Below are 19,056 nucleotides of genomic sequence, written 5' to 3'. Positions count from 1 at the left end.
CGCCGTGAGGGCAATACCCAAAAAGGCACCGTCGCTGCAACTCGGCGAACGCCTTGGCCCGCTGTGTCCCTCATGCCACATGATCCGCGCAGTACTGCACCGTCCGATCCACGGCCCGCTCCAGCCGCGCGGCGAGATCCTTCTTTGACGCTTCATCCTCGGCCAGATCCAGAAGCGCCTCGTAGCCGCCGATGAATGCCGCATTGGCGCGTTCATCCGTGCGGCCCGGCGTGTGCATGGGTTGCAGAGCATGGGCGGTGGCCAGCACTTCCTCCGTGGAGTGCCCGCCATTGAAGACCAGCGTCATCAGCATGCCGAGGTGAACGTTTTTCATCGACACCGACGGGTCTGCCTCAGACAAGTGCTGCGCAAAGAAGGACACCATGCCTGTCTGGCCAGACAGGCCGTTGACCACCGTCTGCCCCCGGGAAAAAGCATCTTGTTCGAACAGACTCAGTGCATCGGCCTGCGGTATGCGCGAATGGGTGTTGTCCCTTCCCGTTCCGGGATTTTGGATGCTGGATGCCTTAGGGTGATAGTGAAGCCAGATGCCAGGGCTCTGCGAAGTCAGGTCCAGCGGACTCGTTCCAGCGGGCTTTTGCGTTGACATGAAGTCCGAGTAGTAGTCCAGGCACCGTCTGTACCAGTCGGGACGCTCCATCTCACCGCGTTCGGAAACATCGTTGATGGAATGCACGAAACGCTGGGCCATGTGCATCACCTTGACGGCCTCGATGCCGGTGGACGCATCGGACAGGCAAGCCGCGAGGGTGGTCATGGAGGGGGATTTCGCAAACTCCAGCAGCGATGCGGAATGGCCGAACCACGGCCGAGCGCCCGTCGAGAGCTTGTTGATCAGCTCTTTCATCAGCGCGGCACGATCGGCGGTATGCAGCTCCAGCACCGTGTCGAACATTCCACGCCCCAAAGCCGCCGCCATATCCAGCAAACCCTGGGGTGGGTTCTCGATCAGGTCCTCCGCAAGAAACGTTTCAAAAGTGCGACCGTAAAGGTTGTCGGCCTGTTGAGCGACGGAGACGGCTTTGGCGGCCTCCGTGGCCAGTTTGTCGAATTGGTCTTGAAGCAGCGGATCGGCCACCAGGCGTTGTGCGGCCCCCTGCAAGAACGCGGCCACCGTGTCGCGGCTGAAAGACGAAGACAGAAACAGGGCCTTGGCCTCCTGGCGCAGTGCTGCGTTGGTCTCACTGTCGTACAGGCGAAGTACGTGCATGGCTCGCACGAGGAGGTCTCGCTCCGGTCTGGGCGCTTGTGCAGATGCGTGAGCGTTGGTCTGGGTCAGAGGGCGAATCACCGCCGTTTCCAGGCGGTCGATCAGCGCGGCAGGGACAGGGCGGCCAGGGCGCGTGTTGAAGCCAAGAATCTGTCCGTGACCGTCGAACCGGACAGGCCCGGCATCCGGATCGGATTCCGGCAAGAGCGCGGTGGCAACGCGCGGATCGATGGTGGCACCCACCAGTCGGCTCATGCGGGACAAGGCGGCTTCATCCACTGCCCGGATCGTGACCTGCCGCGGTCGCACGTCTTCCCGTTCGGGCAAGGACCGGCGCCCTCGTGGCTGCAAGGGTGCGGCCGATGGAGGCCGTGCGGGAGCAGCGGGAACAGCAGCAGCATGTGACCCAGCCGGTTTCCCAAGATTCCATGCGATGGACACGGAGGGGCGGAAAATTTTGGAGAGGGTCATGGCCTGCAAAAGAAAGATTGCCTCTATTGACCAGCGAAACGCAACACCCCGTCGCGCGCAGAACGAAGCCGTCTCCAGCTACACGAATTCAGCCGGCCTCCCCGCTCAGCCCTCGAACTGCGGGTGCGTCTGCCGGATGCGCGCCATGGCGATGCCGGCCGCGGCGGTGCGCGTTTCCACGCCCAGCTTCACGTACACGCGCTCCAGGTGCTTCTTGACCGTGGCGGGGCTGGCGCCCAGGATGTCGCCGATGTCGCGGTTGGTCTTGCCCTTGACGAGCCAGTACAGCACCTCGGCCTCGCGGGCGGTGAGCTTGAACGACAGGCCCATGGCTTCGATCACGGCGGCGTCGGACACCTCGCGCATCACGATCAGCCAGTCGCCGCCGCCTTCGCTGTCGCCGGTCTGCTGGTGCAGGCTGAACGACAGGCGGCGCGCGCCCTGCTCCACCACCAGGCGCGGCGGCTCCAGCTGCTGCGTGGCCAGATCGGCCAGGCGGGGCAATTGCGCCTGCAGCCACTCGGTGACCGGCGCGGGCGCGAAGGCCGGCACCGGCACGGCCCCGCCCGCCGCGCCAGTGGCCGCACCGCCACCGAAGTAGCCGTGCAGCAGCTCGCGCGCCAGGGCGGTCTGCCACATGAGCCGGCCGTCGCTCGCGCGCACGGTGATGCTGGCGTAGCCGAAGGCGTCGAGCGCGTTGCGCGCCTGGCCGGCCTGGCGGATCTCCTGGCGGGCACGGCGCGCGCCCTGCAGGTGCACGTTCATGCGCGCGAGCACCTCCTTGGGCTTGATGGGCTTGGTCACGTAGTCCACGCCGCCCGCGTCCAGCGCGGCGACCAGATGCTCGGTCTCGGTCAGGCCGGTCATGAAGATGATGGGGATGTGCGCGGTGGCCGGCAGGCCTTTCAGCCGCCGCGCGACCTCGAAGCCGTCCATGCCCGGCATCATCGCGTCGAGCAGCACCACGTCGGGCAGCGCCTGCGCCGCGCGCGACAGCGCGGTCTCGCCATTGGTGGCCACGAGCACGGTGTAGCCGGACTCGTCGAGCGCGTCGTGCAGCACGGCGAGGTTGTCGGGCACGTCGTCCACGATCAGCACCACGTCGGCGCGGGTGCGGTCGAGCGCCTGCGCGGTGGCATCCAGGGGCAGCGCATCGGTGGGGAGCATGGCGGTCGCGGTCATGGGGAAGGAGGATGGGATGCGGCGGCCTCGGCCACCATGCGGGCGATGGCCTCGAAACGGAACTGCCGCGCATGGTCGCGCGCCTCGCCCACCCAGGCCGCGCAGCCGGGCTGCGCGGCCTCGATGGCGCCCAGCTGGTTGAGCACGCCGCGGTAGTAGCCCAGCTCGACGGCTTCGGACAGGGCCGGCAGGCGGGACGGGTCGGGCAGCACATCAGCGGTGGGGACCCGGGGCGGCTCCGAGGTCGGGCCCGGAGCGGATGGCGCGGACGGTGCCGGCACCTCCTCGATCCAGGCCAGGCCCAGGCGCCGCTCCAGCCAGTCCAGCAGTTCGCTGTGGCGCACGGGCTTGACGATGAAATCCTCGGGGCGGATGCCCACGTCATTCTCCAGCCCCTTGTCGAAGGCGTTGGCGGAGACCACGGCGATGTGCGCGGGCGCCTGCGCGCCTTGCACGGCGGCTTCGAGCTGGCGCAGGCGGCGGATGGTCTCCCAGCCGTCGATGCCCGGCATGGCGAGGTCCATGAACACCGCATCGGGCCGGTAGCCGGCCGCGATCAGGTCCAGCGCGTCGTGGCCGCTGGCGGCGGTGCGCAGGGTGAAGCCCAGCGGCGCGAGCAATTGCACCAGCAGCTCGCGGTCGGCCTCTTCGTTGTCCACCACCAGCAGGCGGCGGCGCGGGCCGGCGTAGCCCCGGCGCGGCGCGCGCAGGCGCGCGGGGCCCAGGGCCTCGCCCACCGCGCCCGGGTGCACCTCGGGCAGGAACAGGCGGATGCGGAACAGTGCGCCAGCGCCCGGCGTGCTGGTCACCGTCATTTCCCCGCCCATCAGTTCGGTGAGCATCTTGGCGATGGTGAGCCCCAGGCCCGCGCCAGGCGCGGCGCCCTGGCTGCTGGCCGCGCCGCGCGCGAAGGGCTCGAAGATGCTGGCGCGCTCGGCCTCGGTGAGGCCCGGGCCGCTGTCCTCGATCTCGATCAGGGCCAGCTCGCGCGCGTGCCGCACCGCCAGCCGCACATGGCCGCTGGCGGTGAATTTGATGGCGTTGCCGATGAGGTTGATGAGGATCTGGCGCACGCGCTTGTCGTCGCCGCGCACCCACTCGGGCCAGGTGCCCTGCGGCTCGAAGCGGAACGCCAGCCCCTTGGCGCGCGCCTGCGGCTCGAACATGTCGCACATCTCGTGCAGGCAGTCGGCAAAGCGCATGGGGCGCACCTGCAGCGTGAGCTTGCCGCTTTCGATGCGGGCGATGTCCAGCGTGCCTTCGATGAGCGACAGCAAATGCTCGCCGCCGCGGCGGATCACGCTCACGGCCTGCTGGCGGTGCGGCGGCACGGCGGCGTCCTCGCCCATGAGCTGGGCATAGCCCAGGATGCTGTTGAGCGGCGTGCGCAGCTCGTGGCTGATGGCGCTGATGTAGCGGCTCTTGGCCTGGTTGGCCTGGTCGGCCAGCAGCCGGGCGCCCTCGGCCTCCTCGCGCGCTTCCTCGGCCACGCCACGTGCCTGCTCGGCCTGGGAGCGCGCGTGCTCGGCGATGCGGCGGGCCTCCTGCAGGGCTTGGTCGGTCTGGCGGTGCAGGTGGATCTCGCGCTGCAGCAGGTGCGTTTGCCGGTTGGATTCTTCCTGCGCGACCTTGCGGCTCTTGTGCGCCAGCACCAGCCACCACGCCACGATGCCCGAGATGACGAGCAGCGCCAGATAGGCCTTGAGCAGCCCCGAGCGCAGCGCGGCATGCGTGCCCGGCACGGCGGCGGTGCCCGGGCCGCTGTCGGGCGCCAGGGGCGTGAGCGTCTGCAGCTCCTGGTGGTAGAACAGCCCGAACACCGCGGCCAGCAGCGGGGCAATCACCAGCATCAGCAGCAGGAAGTGGCCCAGGCCCGTGTCGAGCATGCGCCACACCCGCCGCGGCAGCACCCAGCGCAGGGCCGCGCTCCACTGCACGGCCAGGTGCGCGTGGGGCTTGCACATGTCGCCGCAGCGCGCATCCAGCGTGCAGCACAGCGAGCAGATGGTGCCGCGGTAGGCGGGGCATTGCGCCATGTCGGGCGCCTCGTACTCGCGCTCGCACACCACGCAGCGCTGCACCGCCCAGGCCCCGGGCGTGCCGACGGCCGGCGCCTGGGCACCGGCGGGCCGGGCCAGGTAGTAGCGCCCGCGCGTGGCCCAGGCGATGAGCGGCGCCGCGACGAAGGCCGTCACCATGGCGATCACGGCCGAGAACGCCTGCGCCAGCGGCCCGAACAGCCCCAGGTGTGCCACGATGGACAGCCCCGAAGCCAGCGCCATGGCCCCCACGCCCACCGGGTTGATGTCGTACAGGTGCGCGCGCTTGAACTCGATGCCCCGGGGCGACAGGCCCAGCGGCTTGTTCACCACCAGGTCGGCCACCACCGCCATCATCCAGGCGATGGCGAGGTTGGAATACAGCCCCAGCACCTGTCCCAGCGCCTTGAACACGTTCATCTCCATGAGCATGAACGCGATGAGCGTGTTGAACACCACCCACACCACCCGCCCCGGGTGGCTGTGCGTCAGGCGCGAGAAGAAGTTGCTCCACGCCAGCGAGCCGGCGTAGGCGTTGGTCACGTTGATCTTGATCTGCGAGACGACGACGAACAGCGCCGTGGCCGCCACCGCCCAGCCGTAGTGCGGGAACACGTATTCGTACGCCGCCAGGTACATCTGGTTCGGGTCCACCGCGCGCTCCACGGGCACCATGTGGCTGATCGCCAGGTACGCCAGCAGCGCGCCGCCCAGCATCTTGACCACGCCCAGCACCACCCAGCCCGGCCCGCCGGCCAGCACCCCCAGCCACCAGCGCCAGCGGTTGGCCGGCGTGCGCGCGGGCATGAAGCGCAGGTAGTCGGCCTGCTCGCCCATCTGGGTGATGAGGGCGATGCCCACGGTGAGCGCCGCACCAAACAAGGGCAGATTGAACGTGGAGACCGCACCGGATTCCCCGCCGTAGTGCATCACCCCGGTAAATGCACCAGGATCGCGCGCCAGCACGTACACGAACGGCACCACCAGCATCACCAGCCACAGCGGCTGCGTCCACACCTGCAGCCGGCTGATGGCCGACACCCCGTGCGTGACCAGCGGGATCACCGCCAGCGCGCAGATGAGGTAGCCCCAGCGCGGCGGGATGTCCAGCGCCAGCTCCAGCGCATAGGCCATCACGGCCGCCTCCAGCGCGAAGAAGATGAAGGTGAAGGTGGCGTAGATCAGCGAGGTGATGGTCGAGCCGATGTAGCCGAAGCCCGCCCCGCGCGTGAGCAGGTCCATGTCCACGCCGTAGCGCGCGGCATACACGCTGATCGGCAGGCCCGCCAGGAAGATGATGAGCCCCGTGGCCACGATGGCCCAGAAGGCGTTCAAAAAGCCGTACTGCACCAGCAGCGTGGCGCCCACCGCCTCCAGCACCAGGAACGAGGCCGCGCCGAACGCCGTGTTGGCCACCCGCCATTCGGACCAGCGCCGAAAGCGCTGCGGCGTGAAGCGCAGCGCGTAGTCCTCCATCGTCTCGGTGGCGACCCAGCTGTTGTAGTCGCGGCGCACCTTCACCACCTGCTGCGGCACGGCGGCCAGGTGGTCGGCGGGCGCTGGCGACGAAGGGGCCGGGGAAGGGGCCGCGGGGGCGGTGGCGGGGCTGGCGGGCGTCATGGGGGCAGGGGCGCGGGGTGCAGGTTCCATGCCACGCGGGGCCACCACCGCCATCCGGCGTATGGACGGGCATGGCGATTGCTGACTACCATGCGGCATTCCATCCCCTTTGCCCTCCCACCGCCCGCTGCGCCATGGAACTCACCCCCCGCGAAAAAGACAAGCTCCTGATCTTCACCGCCGCGCTGCTCGCCGAGCGGCGCCGCGCGCGCGGACTCAAGCTCAACTACCCCGAATCCATGGCCCTCATCAGCGCCGCCGTGATGGAGGGTGCGCGCGACGGCAAGACCGTCGCCCAGCTCATGAGCGAGGGCCGCACGGTGCTCACGCGGGCCGACGTGATGGAGGGCGTGCCCGAGATGATTCCCGACATCCAGGTGGAGGCCACCTTCCCCGACGGCACCAAGCTGGTCACCGTGCACCAGCCCATCGTGTGACGGGTTTTTGAACCAAATCCCTTTCATGCCCTAGTACCCATTGCCCTTGATGCTATGAAAAAAGAAGCAAATACCCGTTCCTTCGTCTCCGCCGCCGCGCTGCTGCTGTTGCCCGCCCTCGCCTTCGCCCACCCGGGCCATGGCGCGGAGGACGCGCTGCATGCCGACGCCGGCTTCCTCGACGGCCTGGTCCACCCGTTCACCGGCCTGGACCACCTGGCCGCCATGCTGGCCGTGGGCGTGTGGAGCGCACTGGCCGTGCGCCCCGTGTGGCTGGCGCCCGCCGCCTTCGTGGCGCTGCTGGTGGCAGGGGCCATGGCCGGCTTCCTGGGCGTGGCGGTGCCGGCGGTGGAGCCGATGATCGCCGCCTCGCTGCTGGTGCTGGGCCTGCTGGTCGCCTGGCGCCGCCAGTTGGCCCTGCCGCTGGCTGCGGGGCTGGCGGGTGCGTTCGCGTTCTTCCATGGCGCGGCGCACGGCACCGAACTGGGCGGCAGCGGCCAGTGGCTGGCCCTGGCCGGCATGGTGATCTCCACCGCCGCGCTGCACGCCGCCGGCATCGCCCTGGGCCATGCCGTGGTGGCGCGCCACCGCTGGCTGGCCGTGGCGGCGGGCGCCTCGACCGCGCTGCTGGGCGCTACGCTGCTCGTGCGCATGGCCTGAGCGGCCCAACGCATCGACCACTGCACCATCCCACTGCGAGCCCACCCCATGATCCCCGGCGAACTCCTCATCGACGACGGCGAGCACGCGCTCAACACCGGCCGCCGCACCCTCACCCTGGTGGTGCGCAACACCGCCGACCGGCCGATCCAGGTCGGCTCGCACTACCACTTCGCCGAGACCAACGGCGCGCTCGGCTTCGACCGCGACGCCGCGCGCGGCATGCGGCTGAACATCGCCAGCGGCACGGCCGTGCGCTTCGAGCCCGGCCAGCAGCGCACCGTGGAGCTGGTGGACTACGCGGGCGACCGCACGGTGTATGGCTTTCGGGGCCTCACGCAGGGGCCGCTGGGCGACCCGCCGGCCCCGGCCGCCGCCTGAACACCGACCCCATCCCTTTTCGAACCGCCCGAGAGCTGGAGAGCATTCCCATGGCCACTGTGTCCAAACGCGCCTATGCCGAGATGTTCGGCCCCACCGTCGGAGACCGCGTGCGCCTGGCCGACACCGGGCTCATCGCCGAGGTGGAGCAGGACTACACGCTGCGCGCCGGCGCCTATGGCGAAGAGGTGAAGTTCGGCGGCGGCAAGACCATCCGCGACGGCATGGCGCAGGGCCAGCGCACGCGCGACGGCCAGGGCACCGGCCCCACGGCCGGGGGCGCCATGGACACGGTGCTGACCAACGCGCTCATCCTGGACCACTGGGGCATCGTCAAGGCCGACATCGGCCTGAAGGGCGGGCGCATCGCAGCCATCGGCAAGGCCGGCAACCCCGACACGCAGCCCGGCGTGGACATCGTCATCGGCCCCGGCACCGAGATCATCAGCTGCGAGGGCAACATCGTCACGGCGGGCGGCATCGACAGCCACATCCACTTCATCTGCCCGCAGCAGATCGAAGAGGCCCTGGCCTCCGGCGTCACCACCATGCTGGGCGGCGGCACCGGCCCGGCCACCGGCACGCTGGCCACCACCTGCACCTCGGGCCCCTGGAACATCGAGCGCATGCTGCAGGCGGCCGACGCCTTTCCCATGAACCTCGGCTTTCTCGGCAAGGGCAACGCCAGCCTGCCCGACGCGCTGCACGAGCAGATCGACGCGGGCGTGATCGGCCTCAAGCTGCACGAGGACTGGGGCACCACGCCGGCGGCCATCAGCAACTGCCTGGACGTGGCCGACGCCACCGACACGCAGGTCGCCATCCACTCCGACACGCTCAACGAGAGCGGCTTCGTCGAGAACACCATCGCCGCCGTGGCGGGCCGCGGCATCTGCGCCTTCCACACCGAAGGCGCAGGCGGCGGGCATGCGCCCGACATCCTGCGCGTGGTGGGCGAGGCGAACTTCCTGCCGTCTTCCACCAACCCCACCATGCCCTACACGGTGAACACGCTGGACGAGCATGTGGACATGCTGATGGTGTGCCACCACCTGGACGCCTCCATCGCCGAAGACCTGGCCTTCGCGGAGAGCCGCATCCGCAAGGAAACCATCGCGGCCGAAGACGTGCTGCACGACCTGGGCGCCATCAGCATGATGAGCAGCGACAGCCAGGCCATGGGCCGCGTGGGCGAGGTCATCCTGCGCACCTGGCAGACGGCCCACAAGATGAAGGCCCAGCGCGGCACGCTGGACGGCGACACCGCGCGCAACGACAACACGCGCATCAAGCGCTACGTGGCCAAGTACACCATCAACCCCGCCATCGCCCACGGCATCAGCCACGAGGTGGGCAGCCTGGAGGTGGGCAAGTGGGCCGACATCGTGATCTGGAAGCCCGCCTTCTTTGGCGTCAAGCCCGCCATGATCCTGAAGGGCGGCTTCATCGCCATGGCCGCCATGGGCGACCCCAACGCCTCCATCCCCACGCCGCAGCCCGTGCACTACCGGCCCATGTTCGGCGCCTTCGGCGGTGCGCTGGCCCGCACCTCGCTCACCTTCGTGTCGCAGGCCGGACTGGCCGCGGGCATCGGCGAGCGCTTCGGCCTGGCCAAGCAACTCAGCGCCGTGCGCGGCGTGCGCAGCGTGCGCAAGCAGCACATGGTGCACAACCACTACACGCCGCGCATGGAGATCGACGCGCAGACCTACACCGTGCGCGCCGACGGCCAACTGCTCACCTGCGAGCCCGCGACCGTGCTGCCCATGGCGCAACGCTACTTTCTGTTCTGATCGCACGCATGCTTCAAGTCTCCAAACTCATCGCCCAGGGCAAGGGCCTCGCGCCCGTGCTCGTCAAGCGCGCCGCCACCCTCGAACTCGACTGGGACACGCGCCAGAAAAGCCGCTTCGCCGCCACCGACTCCACCGGGCGGGAACTGGGCATCTTCCTGCCCCGGGGCACCGCCGTGCGCGGCGGCGACGTGCTGGTGGCCGAGGACGGCGCCCTGGTCCGCGTGATCGCCGCGCCCCAGGCGGTGCTGCGCATCACCCATTGCGCCCACCACGGCACCCCCTTCGATCTGACCCGCGCCGCCTACCACCTGGGCAACCGGCACGTGCCCATCGAACTCACGCCCACCCACCTGCAGATCGAGCCCGACCACGTGCTGGCCGACATGCTGCGCGCCATGCACCTGATCGTGAACGCCATCGATGCCCCCTTCGAGCCCGAGGGCGGCGCCTATGCGGCGGGCGGGCACCATGGGCACGGGCACCACGGCCATGACCATGGCCACGACCATGCAGCCCCTTCGCACGACGCCGCCGGCCCCGCGCACGGCGATGGGCATGACCATGGGCACCGCCATGCAAGCCATGGCCACGATCACGGCGATGCGCACGCCCATGGCCACGACCATGACCATGCGAAGTGCGATCACCCGCACCACAACCATTGATTGACGCCGGGATGACGGCCCCCGACTGCAACGCACCTCCCCCCCAAGCCCCCACGGCCCTGCCCGCCGCCAGCCTGCTGCAGCTCATCTGGCTGGCCTCGCCGGCGCTGCCGGTGGGCGGGTTCTCGTACTCCGAAGGGCTGGAAGTGGCGGTGGAGCGCGCCGGCGTCACCACCGAAGCCGCCGCCGCCGAATGGCTGGCCGCGCAACTGCAGCTCACCCAGGCGCGCGGCGACATGGCCGTGCTGCAGCAGGCCCTGGCCGCCTGGCGCGCCGCCGACCACGCCCGCGTGCGCCAATTGAACGACTGGGTGCTGCAAACGCGCGAGACCAGCGAAATGCGCCTGCAGACCGAGCAGATGGGCCGGTCGCTCGCCGACTGGCTGCGCAACCAGCACGCGGGCGACGCCGCCCGGCTGCACGACGTGGCCGCGCTCGCCGCCCTGCCGCCCACCCCCACCTACCCTGTCGCCTTCGCCCTGGCCGCCGCCGGCACCGAAGCCGGCGCGCGCGACGTGCTGCTGGCCTACACCTTCGGCTGGGCTGAGAACATGGTGCAGGCCGCGCTCAAGGCCGTGCCCCTGGGCCAGAGCGCGGGCCAGCGCATCCTGGCCCGACTGGCCGCCGCCATTCCGGCCGCCGCCGATGCCGCGCTGCACACCGGCGACGCGGACCGCCAGGCCTTCTCGCCCATGCTCGCCATCCTGTCGGCGCAGCATGAAACCCAATACTCCCGCCTCTTCCGATCATGAACACCACCACCGCGCTGCACCACATCCCCCACCGCACCAAGCCCCTGCCCCCGCTGCGCGTGGGCATCGGCGGCCCCGTCGGCTCGGGCAAGACCACCCTGCTGGAAATGCTGTGCAAGGCCATGCGCGACAAGCACGACCTCATCGCCATCACCAACGACATCTACACCAAGGAAGACCAGCGCCTGCTGACGGTGAGCGGCGCCCTGCCCGCGGAACGCATCCTGGGCGTCGAAACCGGCGGCTGCCCCCACACCGCCATCCGCGAAGACGCCTCCATCAACCTGGAGGCCATCGACCGCATGCTGGCGCAGTTTCCGAACGCCGACGTGGTCTTCATCGAAAGCGGCGGCGACAACCTCGCGGCCACGTTCAGCCCCGAGTTGAGCGACCTCACGCTCTACGTGATCGACGTGGCCGCGGGCGAGAAGATCCCCCGCAAGGGCGGCCCCGGCATCACCAAGAGCGACCTGTTCGTCATCAACAAGACCGACCTGGCCCCGCACGTGGGCGCCAACCTGGACGTGATGGCCGCCGACACCACGCGCATGCGCGGCACCAAGCCCTTCGTGATGACCAATTTGAAGACCCTGCAGGGACTGGACGAGGTGGTGGCCTTCATCGAAAAGAAAGGCCTGCTGCAGGCGACCTGATGCGCGGGGGCGGGGTTTAGAGGCCGGCTAGAATACGCGCCAGTTTGCGGAGACTTGGGTGAGCGGTTTAAACCAGCAGTCTTGAAAACTGCCGACGGGCAACCGTCCGTGAGTTCGAATCTCACAGTCTCCGCCACAACGAAAAAGCAGCACCCCATGCATTGGGACTTGAAGCATGACTTGCACTCAGCGCGCGGGTGCAAACTTCAAGGTCAACGGCCTGGTGAGGGACCACTCATCTTCGTAGGGTGATCGGATCAAACATGGTCTGGCACGGCCGGTGCGATGCAGCTCGCCATCCATGGCGCAGGGATGAACCAAGCGAAGGTTCAACCCGTTGGCTTGCGGTTCTCTTCATGAAAAAACCGTTCTGTCCAGTTCGGCAGCAACGAGCTCGATGGCTTTCAACCCGGCGACAGAGTTCCCCTTCTCGTCCAATGGCGGCGACCAGGAGCACACCGTGCCAAACCGGGGAATCACGGCGAGGACGCCACCACCGACTCCGCTCTTGATCGGCAACCCTATGCTGAAGGCGGTTTCACCGGAGGCTTCGTAGGTCCCGCTGCTCATCATGAGCGCGCACACCTGCTGCGCCTGGCGGGCTTCCAGGACCTTGCGCATGCGCAGGTCAGCACCGCCATTGGCAAGAAACAGCGCGGCCACCGCCAGGTCCTTGCAGCTGGCTGCGATCGCGCATTGGGCGCAATACGCCTTCACGACGTCCTCGACCGGGTTGCGGAAATTGCCAAAACTCTTCATCAGGTGCGCGGCCGCCAGGTTCCTGTGCGCGCAGGCGAACTCGCCCCTTGCCACATCGAGGTCGTACTGCAGCGCCGCATTGCCCGAAAGATCGCGCAGGAGCGACAGCACGGCCAGTTCCATCTGGGTGTTGCGGCTGCTGAGCATGTCGGACACCGCCAGCGCCCCGGGATTGAGAAACGGGTTGCGCGGCTTGCCTTCCTCCAGTTCCAGTTCGATGAGCGAATTGAACTGGTTCGAACTAGGCAGTCTCCCCACACGCGCCCAGAGTTCATCGTCCTTCAGACGCATCGCCAGGGTGAGCGCAAACACCTTGGAAATGCTCTGGATCGAGAATGGCTGGTCAGAGTCGCCGGCTGCGTAGATGTCGCCCTCCAGCGTGGCAATGGCGATGCCGAACTGCGAAGGTTCTACATCGGCCAAACCGGGGATGTAGCTGGCCACGCGGCCCGTGCGGGCCAATGGACGCACCGCGCTGGCGATGCGCTCGAGAAGATTCTGCATTCGGACAATTTGAAAAGTGCGGCGCCCCCCGGTGCAAAGCCCCCACACCGGCAGGCATTGCGCAGACGGATAAGCGCGCGGTGGCGGGCCCCGCAGGTCCGGACTGTCCCGCCGCTCAAGGCGCCAGGGTGAGGCGGTTCAGCGCAGGGGGTGGATACGGGGGCGCCAGGGCCACGGGAAGAACGCCAGGCTCGAGTTTGAACACCGTCACCGTGCGCGACAGCGCCTGGGCCTGCCCTCTCAGGCCCGCTGCGGTCGCCGAGGATTCTTCGACCAGGGCGGCGTTTTGCTGGGTCATGTGGTCCAGCTGGGTGATCGCCCGGTTGATTTCGCCAATCCCGCTCGATTGTTCATGCGCCGCGCTGGAGATCTCCCGCATGATGTTGGTGAAGCGTTGTACGCTTTCCACGATGTCGGTCATGGTGGCGCCGGCTTCGCCGACGAGCCGCCCGCCGACCCCGACGCGGTCCACCGAGCTTCCGATCAGGGACTTGATTTCCTTCGCAGCCTGGGCGCTTCGCTGGGCAAGCGTTCTCACTTCGGATGCCACCACCGCAAATCCCCGGCCTTGCTCGCCGGCCCGTGCGGCTTCCACGGCCGCGTTGAGCGCCAGGATGTTGGTCTGGAAGGCGATACCGTCAATCACGCCGATGATGTCCGCAATCCTGCGCGAGCTCTCATGGATCTCCTGCATGGTTGCAACCACCTGGCTGACCACCGCCCCACCCCGCAACGCGACCTGGGAAGCATCGGACGCCAGTTGGTTCGCATGCCCCGCTGCCTGTGCGTTCTGCTGCACCGTGCCCATGAGGTGCGCCATGGAGGCGGCCGTCTGCTGCAGGCTCGACGCGGTTGTTTCGGTGCGGCGCGAAAGGTCCATGTTGCCGTCGGCCACTTCCTTGCTCGCGATCTCGATGGAATCCACCGACACGCGGATCTGCCCGACCAGGTCGCGAAGCCGATCCTGCATCGACAGGATCGCCAGCAAAAGGCGCCCGATCTCATCCCGCGCATCGAGTTCGATGGCGGAGGTGAGGTCTCCCTGGGCGATGCGCTCAGCCACTGCAACCACCTTCGCCACCGGGCGCGTCACGCTGCGGGTGATGCGCCAAGCCACCAGCGCACCGACCACGAGGGCCAGCACCACCAGCCCGCCCATGAGCCAGCCAGCCCGCGACTGTGCGGCCTGGGCCTGCTCGTACCCCGACCGATTGAGCTCTTCCTCCAGGGCCACCAGCTCTGCCACCTTGCGCCGCCACACCGCTTCCTGGGGCCGCACTTTTTCCATCAAGGTCATCGTGGCTTCGATGTTGGCGCCCTCCTGCCCTTCCTTGGCGGCGCGCCGCACCAGGGGTACGGTTGCGCGAGCGGCTTGGGCGATTTCCCGCAGCAGCACATCTTCCTGCGGCGACATCGACGATTCGCCGATCCGGCCCTCCAGATGCGTTTCGATCCGGCCGTAGGCGGCCAGGGCGGCTTCGAGCGCCTGCACCTCGAGCGCGATGTCCTTGGTATCGGTCAGGAGCGTGATGGTGCGCGCCTGCACGGCCAGTTCGTTGATGTGGTTGAGCATCGACTGCGCCAGGCTGCTCTTGGGGTTGTTGTTTTCCACGATGGTCCGCAGCCGCGAGCCCGTGGCACGCGACTCCACGACGTGCAAGCCCGCCACCGCGATCAACAGGCCGAGCACGAACACGAAACCAAGCGCCATGCGTTGGCCGATGGAAAGCGCCAGAGGGAATTTCATGGAGGTACCTCGGTGGCCGCAGTCAGTGCCCAGGCGGGCAATCGCCCGCATGCAATGCGATCGTTTGCAGGAAGTCCTCGCACGCGGCGAGCTGGCTCAGCTCGACGTATTCATTGGGGCGGTGGGCCTGCTCGATGCTGCCCGGGCCACAGATCACCGTCGGGATTCCCGCGCGCTGGAACAGGCCCGCCTCTGTGCTGTAGGCCACGCGCCCCAGCCGGGACGGGTTGCCCGACAGCCCGCGCAGCCACTGCACGAAGGGCGACGAGGGCGACATGCTCAATCCCGGTGTGTCGCTCAGGGTGGTCCAGCGCAGCGTGGCCGAGGGATAGCGTGCGCGCATCTGCGTGAGCACCTGCGTTTCGGCAAAGGCCTTCAGGTCGTCGAGCAGCCGCTCGCCGCTGCCATCGGGCAGGTAGCGCAGTTCCACGGAAAATTCGCAGTCCTTCGCCACCACATTGGGCGCGATGCCGCCCTGGATGGTGCCGCAATTGAGCGTTGAAAACGGAACGTTGAAGTCGCCATCGCGGTGGCCGTACTTTTCTTCCTTTTCGGCCATCTTCTGCAGCTGCACGATGATCTGGGCACCGTACTCGATGGCGTTGAGGCCGCTGGGGGTGAGGGAAGAATGGGCCTCCCGGCCCTGCAGGCAGCACCGCATGGAGCGGTAGCCCTTGTGCGCAATGACCAATTGCATCAGCGTGGGCTCGCCCACCACGCAGGCGGCGGGCCGGATGCCCTGGTCTGCGAGGTCTGCCAGCAGCCCGCGCACGCCGATGCAACCCACCTCTTCGTCGTACGAGAGCGCCAGGTGCAGTGGCCGCGCCAGTTGGCGCGAAAGCATCTGCGGTGCAGCGGCAAGGGCGCACGCAATGAAGCCCTTCATGTCGCAACTGCCCCGCCCGAAAAGGCGGCCGTTTGCGATCTCTGCTTTGAACGGATCGGTCAGCCAGTCCTGCCCATCCACCGGCACGACGTCGGTGTGACCGGACAGCACGATGCCGCCCGACGGCCCCTCCTCGCCCAGCGTCGCGAACAGGTTGGCCTTGGTGCGGCCCGCGTCGTACGTCAGCCGCGTGGCCACGCCCAGGTGGCGCAATTCATCCCGGACCCATTCGATGAGCCCCAGGTTGGATTCGCGGCTCGTGGTGTCGAAGCCGATGAGGGTCCTGGCCATATCGAGGGTTGCCAGGCTCGGCATGGGGATGCGGTCGTTCATTTCAGATCATTCAGATGGCAGGCGGAACGGTGCGCGGTGTCGATGGCCCGCAGCACGGGCTGCTCCACCTTGCACCGTGCGACCGCATGGGGGCAACGGGGATGGAAGTGGCAGCCCGACGGAGGCGCTAGCGGCGAAGGAATCTCGCCCTGCACGGCGACGAAGGTCTTCTTGCGCACTTCCAGCGTTGGCGTCTCAGCCAGCAGGGCTTGCGAGTAGGGGTGGTTGGGGCGGCTGAACAAGGCCTCCACCGGGGCCTCCTCCACCACCCGGCCCAGGTACATGATCACCACCCGGTCGCTGATGTGCCGCACCACGCTGAGATCGTGGCTGATGAACAGGTACGTCAAGTTCAACTCTTCTCGCAGCTTCATGAAGAGATTGATCACCTGGGCCTGGATGGACACATCGAGTGCAGCCACCGCCTCGTCGCACACGAGGAACTTGGGCTGAAGGGCCAGAGCGCGTGCGATACCCACGCGTGCCCTCTGCCCGCCGGAGAACTGATGGGGAAAGCGGCGCAGCACCGTCGTCGGCAAGCCCACCTTCTCCAGGAGCGCGGACACCATCTCCCGTTGCTGCCCGCGCGACACGAGACCGTGCACACGGGCCGCTTCGCCCACCAGGTCTTGCACCCGCATCCGCGGATTGAGGCTGGCATAGGGGTCCTGAAACACCATCTGGATGTCCAGGCGCGCGCGCCGGTGCTCCTGCGCGGACAGGGTGTCCATCGGACGCCCCTGCCAGGACCTGGTGCCCTCCGACGGCGAATACAAACCGACTGCCAGTCGCCCGAGCGTGGACTTGCCGCAACCCGATTCACCCACCAGCCCCACGACCTCTCCGGCGCGTACGGCCAGCGACACGTCGTTGACCGCATGCACCGTGGGCACCGGCTTGGCCAGGCCCATGCGCATCGCGATGCGTTGCGCGATGTCCGAGGGTGGAGAGAACCTTTTGCTGATGTTCTTCAACTCCAGCAACGGCGGCTTGGCCAGCGCGCCGGACACCGGCGCGAGGCCGATTTCAGAAGGGGAAAGAATGCTCATGACATCACCTGCGCAGTGAAGGGGGACCAGCAGCTCACCGTGGATTGGTTCAGCTTGCGGACCGGGGGAGGCAAAGTGCACTCCGCCCCGGCCGCGGGACAGCGCTCGCGGAAAGTGCATCCTTTGGGAAGCGACAGCAAAGGCGGCGCCGACCCGTCGATCTGGCGCAAGGGAGCACCCCTTGGATTGCGCGACGGCAGCGAGTTGATCAAGCCGCGCGTGTACGGGTGCATCGGACGCAGCAGCACGTCCTGGACGGTTCCGAACTCGACGATCTTTCCGGTGTACATCACCGAGACCGTGTCCGCCAGGCCCGCCACCACGGAGAGATCGTGGGTGATCCAGATGAGCGATGTCCCGGACTCCCTGCAGAGCTTTTGCATCTCGCACAGGATCTGCGCCTGGATGGTGACGTCCAGCGCGGTGGTCGGCTCGTCCGCAATGATCAGATCGGGCTTGTGCAACAAGGCGATCGCGATGGCCACGCGCTGCCGCATGCCGCCCGAGAACTGGTGGGGATACGCGGCCAGCCGCTCATGGGGCGAAGCGATGCCAACGCGCGCCAGGGCCTCGCAGGCGCGTTGCCGCGCCCCCTCCCGGCTGATGCGCTCGTGCGCCAGCACGGTTTCCACCATCTGGGTGCCGACCGTGAGCACCGGGTTGAGGGTCATCATCGGGTCCTGGAAGATCATCGCGATGCTCTTGCCGCGCAGCTTTCGCAACTGGTCCTGCGGCAGGGTGCGCAGGTCCTGTCCCTTGAACAGGACCTTGCCGCCAACGATCTCACCGGGCTTGTCGATGAGCCCGACGATCGAATAGCCTGTCATGGACTTCCCCGATCCCGACTCTCCCACCAGGCCCATGACCTGGCCGGGAGCAATGGAAAAGCTCACGCCATCGACCGCCTTGGCGACGCCCGCTTCGGTGAAGAAGTAGGTCTTGAGGTCTTCCACCTCCAACGTGGGAATGGTTGGGCTGAACATCATCATCGCAATCCTTTCTAGTTCTGTTGCAGACGGGGGTTGAGAACGTCTCTGAGCTGATCGGCGACCAGATTGATACTGACGATGAGCGCCACCAGGGCCAGTCCCGGGAACAGGCTGATCCAGTATTTGCCGGACAGCATGTGCTGAAAGCCATTGGCGATCAGCAGCCCCAACGAGGGCTCCGTGATCGGCAACCCGATGCCAAGGAAGGACAGGGTTGCCTCCAGCGAGATGGCTCCCGCCACCTGGAGCGCCGCGACCACGATGAGTGGAGGAAGGCAGTTGGGCAGCAGGTGCCGCAGCACGATGCGGGTGCGCGAGAGGCCCTGGAGAATGGCCGCTTCGACGTATTCCTTCCTGCGTTCGACCAGGGCTGCGCTGCGCGTGGTGCGTGCGTAGTAGGCCCACTGCACGGCCACCAGGGCGGCGATGATCTTCCAGACGCCCTGCCCCAACGCCGCCAGCAGGATGAGCGCGATGAGGATGGCAGGAAACGATAGCTGGATGTCCGCGATGCGCATGATCACGGTCTCCGTGCGCCCCCCTGCGTACCCTGCAATGAGCCCCAGGACGGCGCCGATCAGCAGCGCGATCAAGGTGCTGACGATCCCGACGAAGAGGCTGATGCGAAGGCCGAAGGCGATGGCGGACACCATGTCGCGGCCCTGGTCGTCCGTGCCGAGGACATAGGTGTGCCCCGGCTTTTCAGACCATGCTCCCCCGGGCGGCTGGCGCGCATCCTGGAGGTTGAGCTGCGACAGGTCGTATGGCATCTGGGGCGTGATCCACGGCGCGAGCAATGCGCACAGCAGCATGGCAGCCAAAAGGGTGAAGCCGGCGAGCGCGATGCGACTGCGCGCGAAGGTATGCAGCAGCTGCTGAAATGAGGAGTTCATGGGAGGCTT

At 67.8% G+C, this 19,056-nt stretch carries 16 protein-coding genes and 1 tRNA gene; 8 read left to right on the top strand and 9 right to left on the bottom strand.

The genetic code is table 11. The features are described 5' to 3' along the window. Positions 1–70: 70 nt before the first annotated feature. The 3 genes from AVKW3434_RS22435 to AVKW3434_RS22425 all read right to left on the bottom strand — a co-directional run bounded on the left by AVKW3434_RS22435 (position 71) and on the right by AVKW3434_RS22425 (position 6,543). Positions 71–1,558, bottom strand: a complete 1,488-nt coding sequence (locus tag AVKW3434_RS22435) for a hypothetical protein (protein WP_284407588.1) — start codon at positions 1,556–1,558, stop codon at positions 71–73. Between the two features lie 249 nt (positions 1,559–1,807). After that, on the bottom strand, positions 1,808–2,869 hold the full coding sequence (locus AVKW3434_RS22430; protein WP_502869161.1) for a response regulator: 1,062 nt from the start codon (positions 2,867–2,869) through the stop codon (positions 1,808–1,810). An 11-nt stretch (positions 2,870–2,880) separates the two neighbouring features. Continuing rightward, positions 2,881–6,543, bottom strand: coding sequence for a hybrid sensor histidine kinase/response regulator (locus AVKW3434_RS22425; protein ID WP_284407586.1), 3,663 nt, complete (start codon positions 6,541–6,543; stop codon positions 2,881–2,883). A gap of 134 nt (positions 6,544–6,677) precedes the next feature. Between AVKW3434_RS22425 and AVKW3434_RS22420 the strand changes: the two genes are divergently transcribed. The 8 genes from AVKW3434_RS22420 (at position 6,678) to AVKW3434_RS22385 (ending at position 12,023) form a co-directional block, all read left to right on the top strand. Further along, a complete protein-coding gene (locus tag AVKW3434_RS22420; RefSeq protein ID WP_092745910.1) occupies positions 6,678–6,980 on the top strand; it encodes an urease subunit gamma in 303 nt (100 codons plus the stop codon). 54 nt (positions 6,981–7,034) lie between these two features. Continuing rightward, positions 7,035–7,640 (top strand): HupE/UreJ family protein, encoded by a 606-nt coding sequence (locus AVKW3434_RS22415; protein WP_284407585.1) that lies wholly within the window; start codon positions 7,035–7,037, stop codon positions 7,638–7,640. A gap of 48 nt (positions 7,641–7,688) precedes the next feature. Next, a complete protein-coding gene (locus AVKW3434_RS22410) occupies positions 7,689–8,021 on the top strand; it encodes an urease subunit beta (RefSeq protein ID WP_284407584.1) in 333 nt (110 codons plus the stop codon). 50 nt (positions 8,022–8,071) lie between these two features. After that, positions 8,072–9,814 carry an urease subunit alpha gene (gene ureC / locus AVKW3434_RS22405; RefSeq protein WP_284407583.1) on the top strand — a complete coding sequence of 581 codons (1,743 nt, stop codon included), beginning with the start codon at positions 8,072–8,074 and terminating at the stop codon, positions 9,812–9,814. Between the two features lie 8 nt (positions 9,815–9,822). Next, complete coding sequence (ureE, locus tag AVKW3434_RS22400; protein ID WP_284407582.1) at positions 9,823–10,482, top strand: urease accessory protein UreE; 660 nt, start codon at positions 9,823–9,825, stop codon at positions 10,480–10,482. A gap of 11 nt (positions 10,483–10,493) precedes the next feature. After that, a complete protein-coding gene (locus tag AVKW3434_RS22395) occupies positions 10,494–11,234 on the top strand; it encodes an urease accessory protein UreF (RefSeq protein ID WP_284407581.1) in 741 nt (246 codons plus the stop codon). Continuing rightward, complete coding sequence (gene ureG / locus AVKW3434_RS22390) at positions 11,231–11,887, top strand: urease accessory protein UreG (protein ID WP_284407580.1); 657 nt, start codon at positions 11,231–11,233, stop codon at positions 11,885–11,887. Before AVKW3434_RS22395 ends, ureG begins: the two co-directional genes overlap by 4 nt. 48 nt (positions 11,888–11,935) lie before the next feature. Further along, positions 11,936–12,023, top strand: a tRNA-Ser gene (locus AVKW3434_RS22385). Positions 12,024–12,241: 218 nt separating this feature from the next. Here AVKW3434_RS22385 and AVKW3434_RS22380 read toward each other — a convergent pair. The 6 genes from AVKW3434_RS22380 to AVKW3434_RS22355 form a co-directional block, all read right to left on the bottom strand. Beyond that, positions 12,242–13,150, bottom strand: coding sequence for a glutaminase (locus tag AVKW3434_RS22380; protein WP_284407579.1), 909 nt, complete (start codon positions 13,148–13,150; stop codon positions 12,242–12,244). Between the two features lie 115 nt (positions 13,151–13,265). Then, the gene (locus AVKW3434_RS22375; RefSeq protein WP_284407578.1) at positions 13,266–14,897 is read right to left on the bottom strand and encodes a methyl-accepting chemotaxis protein; all 1,632 of its coding nucleotides are present in this window, start codon (positions 14,895–14,897) and stop codon (positions 13,266–13,268) included. A gap of 22 nt (positions 14,898–14,919) precedes the next feature. After that, positions 14,920–16,116 carry an acetylornithine deacetylase gene (gene argE, locus AVKW3434_RS22370; RefSeq protein ID WP_284407577.1) on the bottom strand — a complete coding sequence of 399 codons (1,197 nt, stop codon included), beginning with the start codon at positions 16,114–16,116 and terminating at the stop codon, positions 14,920–14,922. Further along, positions 16,113–17,165 carry an ABC transporter ATP-binding protein gene (locus AVKW3434_RS22365; RefSeq protein WP_284407576.1) on the bottom strand — a complete coding sequence of 351 codons (1,053 nt, stop codon included), beginning with the start codon at positions 17,163–17,165 and terminating at the stop codon, positions 16,113–16,115. The genes argE and AVKW3434_RS22365 overlap by 4 nt, the downstream gene beginning before the upstream one ends. After that, positions 17,162–18,151, bottom strand: coding sequence for an ABC transporter ATP-binding protein (locus tag AVKW3434_RS22360; RefSeq protein WP_284407575.1), 990 nt, complete (start codon positions 18,149–18,151; stop codon positions 17,162–17,164). The genes AVKW3434_RS22365 and AVKW3434_RS22360 overlap by 4 nt, the downstream gene beginning before the upstream one ends. Before the next feature lie 14 nt (positions 18,152–18,165). Then, positions 18,166–19,047, bottom strand: coding sequence for an ABC transporter permease (locus tag AVKW3434_RS22355; RefSeq protein WP_284407574.1), 882 nt, complete (start codon positions 19,045–19,047; stop codon positions 18,166–18,168). Positions 19,048–19,056 lie beyond the last annotated feature (9 nt).

Source organism: Acidovorax sp. SUPP3434 (assembly GCF_030159015.1).
Lineage (GTDB): Bacteria > Pseudomonadota > Gammaproteobacteria > Burkholderiales > Burkholderiaceae_C > Paracidovorax.
This window is presented reverse-complemented; position numbering and strand designations above follow the sequence as displayed.

What these genes read in the sequence shown, in the direction of transcription:
- AVKW3434_RS22360 (WP_284407575.1), bottom strand. Translation starts at nt 18,151, where the DNA reads ATGATGTTCAGCCCAACCATTCCCACGTTGGAGGTGGAAGACCTCAAG.
- AVKW3434_RS22380 (WP_284407579.1), bottom strand. Translation starts at nt 13,150, where the DNA reads ATGCAGAATCTTCTCGAGCGCATCGCCAGCGCGGTGCGTCCATTGGCC.
- AVKW3434_RS22410 (WP_284407584.1), top strand. Translation starts at nt 7,689, where the DNA reads ATGATCCCCGGCGAACTCCTCATCGACGACGGCGAGCACGCGCTCAAC.
- AVKW3434_RS22375 (WP_284407578.1), bottom strand. Translation starts at nt 14,897, where the DNA reads ATGAAATTCCCTCTGGCGCTTTCCATCGGCCAACGCATGGCGCTTGGT.
- AVKW3434_RS22425 (WP_284407586.1), bottom strand. Translation starts at nt 6,543, where the DNA reads ATGACGCCCGCCAGCCCCGCCACCGCCCCCGCGGCCCCTTCCCCGGCC.
- AVKW3434_RS22430 (WP_502869161.1), bottom strand. Translation starts at nt 2,869, where the DNA reads ATGCTCCCCACCGATGCGCTGCCCCTGGATGCCACCGCGCAGGCGCTC.
- AVKW3434_RS22355 (WP_284407574.1), bottom strand. Translation starts at nt 19,047, where the DNA reads ATGAACTCCTCATTTCAGCAGCTGCTGCATACCTTCGCGCGCAGTCGC.
- argE (WP_284407577.1), bottom strand. Translation starts at nt 16,116, where the DNA reads ATGAACGACCGCATCCCCATGCCGAGCCTGGCAACCCTCGATATGGCC.
- ureC (WP_284407583.1), top strand. Translation starts at nt 8,072, where the DNA reads ATGGCCACTGTGTCCAAACGCGCCTATGCCGAGATGTTCGGCCCCACC.
- AVKW3434_RS22420 (WP_092745910.1), top strand. Translation starts at nt 6,678, where the DNA reads ATGGAACTCACCCCCCGCGAAAAAGACAAGCTCCTGATCTTCACCGCC.
- AVKW3434_RS22415 (WP_284407585.1), top strand. Translation starts at nt 7,035, where the DNA reads ATGAAAAAAGAAGCAAATACCCGTTCCTTCGTCTCCGCCGCCGCGCTG.
- ureG (WP_284407580.1), top strand. Translation starts at nt 11,231, where the DNA reads ATGAACACCACCACCGCGCTGCACCACATCCCCCACCGCACCAAGCCC.
- AVKW3434_RS22395 (WP_284407581.1), top strand. Translation starts at nt 10,494, where the DNA reads ATGACGGCCCCCGACTGCAACGCACCTCCCCCCCAAGCCCCCACGGCC.
- ureE (WP_284407582.1), top strand. Translation starts at nt 9,823, where the DNA reads ATGCTTCAAGTCTCCAAACTCATCGCCCAGGGCAAGGGCCTCGCGCCC.
- AVKW3434_RS22365 (WP_284407576.1), bottom strand. Translation starts at nt 17,165, where the DNA reads ATGAGCATTCTTTCCCCTTCTGAAATCGGCCTCGCGCCGGTGTCCGGC.